Below are 9,733 nucleotides of genomic sequence, written 5' to 3'. Positions count from 1 at the left end.
TCTCCCCCCCTCAACAAAATTGCCGAATGCCTTAAGAAGATTGCAGTTGTTTGAGTATGCTGAGAACTTCTGTACTGTGGATGCTTGGATTGACTTTGACAAAAGTCTCGCGGAGGATGCCGTTTGGATCGATGATAAAAGTGTGGCGCATGGAGACAAAGCCAATCCAAGAACCGTAAGCTTTACTGACCGATCCGGTGGTATCAGCTAATAACGGGAATTTTAGCCCCTCTGAATCACAAAACTCAGCGTGGGAATCAACGTCATCAGCACTGACACCGATAATTTGCGCGTTTTTTTCTACGTATTTGGGCAAGTCTTGCTGAAAACGACGCGCTTCTATGGTGCAACCAGCGGTAAAATCTTTGGGATAAAAGTAGAGGACTGTCCACTTACCACGCAAGTCAGACAGAGAAATTTCACCATTACCAGTGTTGGTTGGTAAGGTAAATAAAGGTGCGGGTTGATTAATTGCTGGGAGTTTACCTCCTAAAGCATTAGCAGTAGGGGTAAAATTCAACCAAGTAATCACAGCAAAGCAGCTGGCAAATAATATACTCAAAAAAGTGCGACGAGAAATCATGTGCAGACCAAAATTATAACTTTACATAAGTTTACAATTTTTGGTGGCTGCTATTGTCACTCTTGATGAGATATATCCGGGGTGTCTGTGGTTTCGATGTATTGGCTATCGAGGAGGAAGGTTCCTTTAGCAAAGCGGATACCCCAATATCCTCCGGGACGACGGTCAACAACTGTGCCTTCTTCGCCGATGTGAATGACATCGGGTGGGCGGAGCATGGGCATGGGGTCAGCGGTTTTTACGTAGGGTGGTAGTGCCACAACTCGGACTTGACTATTAATGGCGAATTCTGTGGACATAATTTAGCCATGAGCTTTTAGACTTCAGAATATACTAAGTTGGCGATCGCTCAACCACACGTAAGCGCTTTTTATACTTGGCGAAATTTTGGCATCTAGTAACGCAATTAATTGCGTTACCTACTAATGTGCGTTTTTTTTCAAATCGTCTAGAGAAACGACTTCTAAAGCTCTAGCATGAGTGGCAGAAAGCACGACTGGTGGAGCAACACCAGCATCAAGAGCTTCTTGCCAACGAGAAGCACATAAACACCAGCGATCGCCTGCTTTTAAACCAGGAAATTGATACTCTGGATGTGGGGTAATCAAATCGTTACCCCGTCCCAAGCTAAACTCTAAAAACTCTGCTGTGACTTGAGCGCAAATAACGTGTACCCCAAAATCTTCACCACCTGTGCGACAAAATCCGTCGCGGTAATATCCAGTCATCACAGAAGTGCAGCAAGGCTCAAGTTGTCCGTCGATTACGTTTTTAGCTTTTGTCATGTCAATAGCTTCAGTTTGAGTTTAAGGCGATAGGTTACGCGATCGCACGCGACCCCAGTGTATTTTACTGCTAATAGTGAAAACTTACGCAGGCAGAAGTTAAAAAATGCGCGATCGCTTTTTTGAGGGCGAAAAAGCTTGACAAACGTCCCCAAGATGTATTTTTTAGAATCCAAATAAAGATCGGAAAATACCTAACACACCAGCGAAAGGATTGATCACAGTCCCAATAGTATCACTTGCCTTGGCTGCACCTGAACGGTAGACTACCACAACATCATTATTGCGGAGTATCGGATTAGTTTGCGGATTAATTCCAGCGGCCAAATTGATTTTGACTTTACGTTTACTAACAGAACCATCAGGATTGAGACGAACCAAATCTACAGCAGAACTGCTAGCTCTAGCATCATTGAATCCACCAGCAGCAAGTAGCGCTTGGTTTAAGGAGCTATTAGGCTTAATATCTACAGGTCCCGGTTTTTTAACTTCGCCTACTACCCCAACTTGAATAGTAGCCGGAGACAAAGTAGTATTAGCTAACGCAATTGCATCTGCTGCGTTAATTTCTGTTGCAGTTGGGAAGAAAATCGTATCTCCGTCTTGGAGAATTGTGTCTTGATTGACATCACCACTTTGCAATAGTTGCCAAAGATTGATATCTATAATTTGTTCCCCGCCGGCTCTTGTCTGTCGGCGGATTTTGATGTTGCGAATGTCAGCTTGTGGTGTAATTCCCCCCGCTAACTGAAGCGCGCGGGTTACAGTTGGCTGACCGGTGATAGTTACCCCAACACCAGTACCACCTGCGTTTCCCCCATCGGCACCTTGGGTAACAAGATACGATCCCGGACGATTTACTTCACCAACGACTGCTACCGTGCGGGGTCTGGTGGGATCAGCGGCAAAGTTAGCCGCTGATAAATTCCGTGCTTCTGCTAAGTCGAGTTTGGCTGCTGTTGGCACAACAATCGTATCTCCATCACGCAAGGTAATATCTTGTGATAACCTGCCTGTTCGGATGAGTTCTTTCAAATTAATTGTGACTATTTGCTCTCGACCGGTGCGTCCTAGCTTGCGCCGTAATTGCACTTGAGTTATGTCCGCATTACTGAGTGTCCCCTGAGCTGTTGTAATTGCGGCTAATACGGTTGGATATTGCACTCCAGGGTCGTTACCTGCGCCTCCTTGCAAGCTGAGAGAGTAAGCGCCGGGACGTGACACTTCCCCCGCAACTACAACGTTAATCGGACGAGGTGATAAAAGATTGACTGAGATTAAGGGACGTTTGAGAAAGCGAGCATATCTTTTGGCAATTTCGTCAGATGCCTGTTCGGTTGTTAGCCCTTCAACAGCGACGCTGCCAATCAAAGGTAGGTTGATCGCGCCACCAGGAGGTATTTGGTACTCGCCCGTATATTCTGGCACTTCAAACACGTTAACTCGGATGCGATCGCCTCCTCCCAAGGTGTAATTTGTATTAAGTTGTGTGGTAGCTGCTCTGGGTTGTTTTTGGGCTTGACTAGCAGGGGTTAAAACCATAGTGACAGCCATTAACAATGCCACACCTACAACTGACTGGGTGAGGAATTTCAACATACCTGTATTAAGCATACTTAGCCGATCCCACTATGAATAAAGTGCTGTCTGAACATTTTTCTCTTGACTATACGTAAGTATTCAAGTTACCCAACATTCTTATTATCATAAAAAAGCTTCATTTTCCGGAGGCAAATTGTTGATTTGATTTAAATTTTTAGTGAAGTTAACTTAAAGTTTTACTCGTCAAATCTCAGAGAAGGAATAAATACAATTTAGGCAATCATTAAATTTTATTTAATTGATTATACACTAACATGACGTAGCCAATATAACGATATTTTAAAATCTGATGGTTGCTTCATAAAAGACAGGGCTGTTTCATTCTAAAATGTCACTTTTTATGGTACGCGGTTAATTATGCCTAAATGGGTATTTTAAATGGGTGGGTTTGGTTGTTAAATTTTTGCTTTTACTGAAAATATTCATGAAACCGACACCTAAAAATAGAATGAAATAGTCCTGGGTAAAACAGAGCAGAAAAAGGTTATACAGCAGATTGCGTTGTTATGAAATACACGTAGAGACTACCAAGTGCTACGTCTCGGAGCCGGTGAGCGGGTTTTACGTATGTACCTCATATACCTGAAATTTGCTGTATGTAAACAATATTTTGATAAATATCAATTTGGTATAAAAAGACTAGTAGTCTATTTCTTAAATAACTCGACAGTTATAAACAAACCCATATAATCTTTTAAGAAGATTACAGCTTTTAGCACCGATACTTGATTGTAGTAGTTACCATTTAAAACACCCAGAAGCCTCTTGAAAAAGAAGTGGTATAAGTTAACCGAATGATTTTATTTTTTAACTTGATGCATAAAAAACTCTTCTAAGGAGGGACGAGACAAGTTCATGGCAATAATTTGCCCACCCATTAAGCGGAGACTAGCAAGAAAATCATAGTAATCTTCTTGTAGTTCACCTTGCCAAGACCCATCGGGTTGAAATTCTAAACTAGGTATCCATTTTTTGATAACTTCTGAGTCACCACCTTGACCTTTGACACGATATGCCCTTGTCGTTCCTAATAGTTCATTGAGGGAACCAGAGCAAATTAACTGACCTTGAGAGAGGATAGCAACGCGATCGCATATTTTCTCTACTTCACTGAGAATATGGCTGTTAAAAAAAATTGTCTTGCCAGCAGCTTTTAATGACAGGATAATTTCTCGCATTTGATAGCGTCCCACCGGATCGAGTCCAGACATTGGTTCATCTAAAAACACCAATTCTGGATCGTTAATTAATGCCTGTGCCATACCCACACGCTGTAACATTCCTTTAGAATAGCGACGAAGAGGTTTTTTGCGAGCATCCACCGCAGATAAACCCACTAATTCTACCAGTTCCGGGATGCGTTGGCGTTGCACGCTTTGAGGAATTTGGAATAGTCCGGCTGCTAGCTGCAAAAATTCCCAGCCAGTGAGATAGTCATACAAATAGGCATTTTCAGGTAGATAGCCGATACGTTCTTTAACAGTGCGATCGCCTAGCGGTCTACCCAATAATAATCCCCGTCCAGCCGTGGGACGAATAACTCCCAGCAACAACTTTAAAAGCGTAGTTTTCCCAGCACCATTTGGTCCTAACAAACCAAAGGTTTCTCCCTTATAAACTTTTAAAGAACAGCTTTTGATGGATACGACTTTTTGATTCATCCAAAAGCCAGTACGATAGACTTTTCTTAACTCGGAAGTTAACACTACTGGTGGATAGTCTGTAGTATTTAATTGAGAATCAGACGCATCTGCAATAGACTTCATTTCTATTTAAATTGTGCTTCTGGCAACAGCAAAGATATTATTTTTATCGAAAGCGAAAGGGGAGGCAGTACGGTCTTGGGGTCTCACACTAGTTCTCTCAAGTCGCTTCTAGCCGTTCACCTGACTGGCTCCCCAAGTTAACCATCTGCCGTGAAGGCGTAAAGGGTAATAAAAGAACGTTTTTATTTTTTTCCCTTTACCCTCTTCTTGTGTCAATTATCTCAAGCTCAATAGCTGATTGGCACGAGCAGATTATTCACATTTTAAGTAATTTTAGCTACTTCACAAAACGCCTTTAGAACTGGGAATCATACCAGCACGACGGGTATCGATTTCCACCGCCATCCGCATTGCCCTCGCAAATGCCTTAAATGTCGCTTCAATAATGTGATGGGAATTAATCCCATCAAGTTGACGGATGTGTAGCGTCATTTGACTATGATTTACCACCGCTACAAAAAATTCCCGTACTAATTGGGTGTCGTAAGTTCCCACCCGAGTCGTAGGAATTTCTAAACCATAGCTGATATGGGGACGACCCGAAAAATCCAACGCAACTTGAATTAAAGCTTCATCTAAAGGTGCGAGAAAATTACCAAAGCGGACAATGCCTTTTCTATCGCCTAATGCTTGGCTGAATGCTTGCCCTAAAGTAATACCTACATCTTCGTTGGTGTGGTGGTCATCAATTTCTAAGTCTCCCTTAGCTTCAACATCCAAGTCAATCAATCCGTGGGAGGCTATTTGATGCAGCATGTGATCCAAAAACGGAATTCCCGTTGCGGCATTGCAAATACCTGTACCATCTAGGTTGATGGTAACTTGCACATCCGTTTCACCCGTAGTGCGACTAACTGAAGCAATGCGAGAAGTTTTATTTGACTGGTCGTGGTGTGAGGAAGAAAGTTGGCTTAGTAGGACGGAGTCCTTGCCGGAGGCATCGCTTATTTGCATAGAAAATAGAAATTAGGGATTAGGGCATCAGGGATTAGAGATTAGGGACTGGGATCACTCCCTTCTTCCTCGAAGAATACCTATTTTAATAAAAACATCGGGAATCTTATGGTGGGAAGAAAGTAGGAACAGACATGAATGCGATTTCTTCCCCAGTCCCCAGTTCCTAGTCACCATTACATCCCCATGATTTCATATCCTGCATCCACATACAGCACTTGTCCAGTAATTCCGCTGGCTAAATCGCTACAGAAAAAAGCCGCTGCATTGCCTACTTCTAGTTGAGTAACGGTGCGTCGTAAAGGTGCAACTTGCTCTACATGATGAATCATATCCAAAATGCCGCCCACCGCACTAGATGCTAAAGTGCGAATCGGACCTGCGGAAATGGCATTGACACGAATATTTTCTGGACCAAGTTCAGATGCGAGGTAACGCACGCTCATTTCTAATCCGGCTTTGGCGATTCCCATAACGTTGTAGTTAGGAATCACTTTAACGCCACCTAAATATGTCAGGGTGACGATACTACCACCTTCTTTCATTAAAGGTTTAGCTGCACCTGCTAGCTGTATTAATGAGTAGGTGCTAACTTCTAAAGCTTTATTGAAACCTGGACGAGACGTTTGACTAAAATTTCCAGTCAAATCTTCTTTGTTCGCAAAAGCAAGACAGTGGATCAGAATATCTAATTTGCCCCACTTTTCGGCGATCGTATTAAAAGTAGATTGAATTTGCTCATCATTTTCTACATTACACGGAAGAAACAAACTAGGACTGAGGGGTTCCACCAATTCCGCGACTTTTTTTTCCATTTTCCCTCGGTCATCCGGAAGGTAAGTAATGCCGAGGTTTGCGCCGCAAGAGTGCAATTGTTGAGCTATTCCCCAAGCGATCGAGCGGTTGTTGGCAATGCCTGTGACTAGAGCGTTTTTCCCGGTGAGATTTAACATAAAAATTTTGAACGTACACGATCAAGATAGAGCATACTAGAATCTGAGCCTGCTTTGTTTTTGTTTTAACTGATAACTTGCACCATTCTCAACTAGCAGACTTGCATTAGTAGGCAAAAGATGAAAAAAAGGGCGTAAGTTGATACTGCCTTTGGACATCTCCAGAATCATAGGTAGAAACGTAGCACTTGGTAGTCTTTACTGCGTTGCCTGAACCCAAGAGACGTTGTATGTGCTACGTCTGCTCTTGCAAGGGGGAAAGATTCTAGGTTCCCCTGCCACAGGGGTTTCAAGCCCCTTGTCCTCTTCGCTAATGATTAGAGATGGGTAGGAATTAGGTTATTCCAAAAGAAGCCTCTCGCTCTATCTGTACTCAGATGAGCGATGAGATGAATTTTGGGGCAATGAGGAAGTGACCAACGAACGATATTGAACGCAGTTCAATCAGTAATGTTGGTCGGTGACGAATTGCCAATAATTGATTTAAGGGTTTGAAATAAATAGGCTTGGCTGGGTTGCTTTTTACCACTAAGAATAGTAAAATATAGAAACAATTAAATACGCGCCAAGCTAAAGTGCTTCCAACACGATAACCTGACGACTTCTCGCCAACAATCTTACCTTGATGGGAGCATTTTTATTATGCATTATTTTTGTGAAAATAGCCAACCTATTTTTCCAAATTCATTAAAACTAATTCCAATATTAACTAATTGGAAATTACCAAAATATTACATTGTTGTTACCTTTACAGAAGTTTCGGCGTTGACCGAATTACAAAAAGTTCTACAAGATAAAGGTAAAGACTGATTATGAAGATTACATACCAATATCGGTTTTATCCAAGCACAAAACAAAAATTAGAACTTAACCATTGGTTGCGGATTTCTCGATATTGGTATAATCGTCAATTGGGAGAACGTTTTGATTGGTGGAAAAACAATCATTTACAATTAAAATCTTTTCCTTTTTGGAAAAATATATTTCCTAGTTTGTTTGGGAATAAACCTAATTATTATTCTCAAAAATTACAACTACCTATAATCAAACAAGATTTGGTTAAAGTATTTCACAGCGGTGAACTACTTGATTTTAAACGTGTTGAATCAACGATACTTCAAGATGTATGCAAACGAGTAGACAAAGCTTTTGAACGATTTATAATTGGCGATGTAAACGGTAAACGTTCTGGAAAACCGCGTTTTCAAAGCGAATCTAGTTTTAAAACCATGACATTTGCAACAGCAAATGATAACTGGATAAAACTAGTCCGCAAAAATTGGTTTTATTTGCAATTACCCAAGCTTGGCATTGTTAAAGTAAGAATACATCGGTCTTTGGGGAGCCAAGACCTGAAAAAATGGGGGCAGCCTTCCAACGAAATAGTCCTAGAGGATCAAGGATCTACAAAACAAGGCTGCCCCCATTTTTTTGCGGCAATTTCCAAGCCAACTGGTTTTAAAATCAAACAAATCAGCGTCACTAAAAAAGTTGATGGCTGGTACATGCAAGTATGCCTAGAAGATAATTCCGTTCCACAACATACACCAGATCCAATTATTCCTACATGGGATAATTCAATGGGTTTGGATGCTGTTCTGCACGGCAATGATTATCTTGCCACTTCAGATGGTGAAAAACTGCCTAGTTTAAAAGTTTTACGCAAAAGCCAACACAAACTAGATAAAATTTCGCTCATTAGAAATAAAAGAAAGCGTGGTAGTAAGTCACGCCGCAAACTTGCAAAAAAGGAAGGGAAACAACATCAAAAGATAGCTAGAAGTCGTAAAGATTTCCATTATAAAACGGCACATAAACTTATACGTTCTGGAAAGAAAGTTTTCTTTCATGAAAAACTAAATTTGCAAGGATTGGGCAAACGTAATAAACCAAAACAAGATGAAACAGGAAAGTTTTTACCAAATGGACAATCTGCTAAATCGGGACTAAATAAATCCTGGAATGATGCAGCCTTTCCACAGTTTTTTGAGATATTCAGTTACATAGCCGAAAAAGCTGGTGCTGTTGTCGTACCTCAAAATCCTGCATATACGTCTCAATTACTGAGCTATCGAAACGAAATTGTTTTTACCAGTTTGAATGCTCGTAAATATTGGGATGAAAAAGAATTAATTTATGTTGATCGTGATATCAACGCCGCAATTAATTTGAAAAAACTGGGGTTGGGCATATTCCCCAGGATAAAACGCCGTAGTGGGAAAATTGTTATAGAAGGATCTATAGCTGATAGTACCATGAAGGAAATTCTGAATATCTTTCATAAGACTTCAGAAGCCTACACCGAATTTGTACTCAAATCGGTGTAGGAGATGTCACTAGGTAAAATAGTTGGTAGTTTTAAGGAAAGACAAAATTTGGGAATTTTCTCTTTTTTGAATTTTGAATCAGTGAATTTTAAATTAAATTATGCCCCTCGATCTAACCCCTTTGTGGATCTCCCTGAAAACTTCTTTACTTGCCACGATTATTACCTTTTTTGTCGGTATTGCCGCTGCTTATTGGATGTTGGGATACCGAGGTAAAGGCAAAGCACTGATTGAGGGAATCTTCGTTTCTCCGCTGATTTTGCCTCCGACAGTGGTTGGCTTTTTATTACTGATGTTTTTTGGTAAATATGGTTTTGCTGGGCAATTTCTAGATAAATTTAACTTTAGCATTGTTTTTAATTGGTATGGTGCAGCGATCGCTGCCACAGTTGTCTCTTTCCCATTAATGTATAGAACTGCATTAGGAGCTTTTGAACAAATTGACCAAAACCTCCTTTTAGTAGCCAAAACTCTTGGTGCTTCCCAATGGAGGGTGTTTTGGCGTATCATGTTACCTTTATCAGTTCCAGGAGTTTTAGCGGGAACGACGCTAGCTTTTGCCCGTGCTTTGGGTGAATTCGGGGCTACGTTGATGCTAGCTGGCAATATTCCCGGACAAACGCAGACTATGCCACTGGCAATTTATTTTGCGGTGGAAGCCGGTGATAATAACGAAGCTTGGCTTTGGTCATTGGTAATTATGGCTACTTCCTTGTCGGGGATTGTTGCGGTGAATATTTGGCAAGAAGCAAGGGGGGAGAGG

General features: G+C 41.3%; 9 protein-coding genes. 2 read left to right on the top strand and 7 right to left on the bottom strand.

Translation table 11 applies throughout. From position 1 onward, the window contains the following. Positions 1-31 precede the first annotated feature (31 nt). The 7 genes from OGM63_RS25505 to fabI all read right to left on the bottom strand — a co-directional run bounded on the left by OGM63_RS25505 (position 32) and on the right by fabI (position 6,643). Positions 32-583, bottom strand: a complete 552-nt coding sequence (locus OGM63_RS25505) for a peroxiredoxin (RefSeq protein WP_263748508.1) — start codon at positions 581-583, stop codon at positions 32-34. A 56-nt stretch (positions 584-639) separates the two neighbouring features. Next, positions 640-882 (bottom strand): regulatory protein SipA, encoded by a 243-nt coding sequence (sipA, locus tag OGM63_RS25500; protein WP_263748506.1) that lies wholly within the window; start codon positions 880-882, stop codon positions 640-642. A gap of 123 nt (positions 883-1,005) precedes the next feature. Then, positions 1,006-1,368: a DUF2237 family protein gene (locus OGM63_RS25495; RefSeq protein WP_263748505.1), complete on the bottom strand. Its 363-nt coding sequence runs from the start codon at positions 1,366-1,368 to the stop codon at positions 1,006-1,008. A 165-nt stretch (positions 1,369-1,533) separates the two neighbouring features. After that, entirely contained in the window at positions 1,534-2,982 is a 1,449-nt protein-coding gene (locus OGM63_RS25490; protein ID WP_263748503.1) for a polysaccharide biosynthesis/export family protein, read from the bottom strand. A 788-nt stretch (positions 2,983-3,770) separates the two neighbouring features. Further along, positions 3,771-4,736 (bottom strand): ABC transporter ATP-binding protein, encoded by a 966-nt coding sequence (locus OGM63_RS25485; protein ID WP_263748502.1) that lies wholly within the window; start codon positions 4,734-4,736, stop codon positions 3,771-3,773. 282 nt (positions 4,737-5,018) lie between these two features. Then, positions 5,019-5,690, bottom strand: a complete 672-nt coding sequence (gene hisB, locus OGM63_RS25480; RefSeq protein ID WP_263748501.1) for an imidazoleglycerol-phosphate dehydratase HisB — start codon at positions 5,688-5,690, stop codon at positions 5,019-5,021. 176 nt (positions 5,691-5,866) lie between these two features. Then, positions 5,867-6,643, bottom strand: coding sequence for an enoyl-ACP reductase FabI (gene fabI, locus OGM63_RS25475; RefSeq protein ID WP_263748500.1), 777 nt, complete (start codon positions 6,641-6,643; stop codon positions 5,867-5,869). Positions 6,644-7,455: 812 nt separating this feature from the next. Between fabI and OGM63_RS25470 the strand changes: the two genes are divergently transcribed. Together OGM63_RS25470 and modB are read left to right on the top strand one after the other, a co-directional pair. Beyond that, positions 7,456-8,970, top strand: a complete 1,515-nt coding sequence (locus tag OGM63_RS25470; RefSeq protein WP_263748499.1) for an RNA-guided endonuclease InsQ/TnpB family protein — start codon at positions 7,456-7,458, stop codon at positions 8,968-8,970. 100 nt (positions 8,971-9,070) lie between these two features. Then, a partial coding sequence (gene modB, locus OGM63_RS25465; protein WP_263748498.1) for a molybdate ABC transporter permease subunit occupies positions 9,071-9,733 on the top strand: 663 nt, incomplete at its 3' end.

The sequence above is a fragment of the Plectonema radiosum NIES-515 genome, from assembly GCF_025753815.1.
GTDB lineage: Bacteria > Cyanobacteriota > Cyanobacteriia > Cyanobacteriales > Nostocaceae > Hassallia > Hassallia radiosum_A.
The sequence above is the reverse complement of the archived record's forward strand: the minus strand, read 5'-3'. Positions and strand labels throughout refer to the sequence as shown.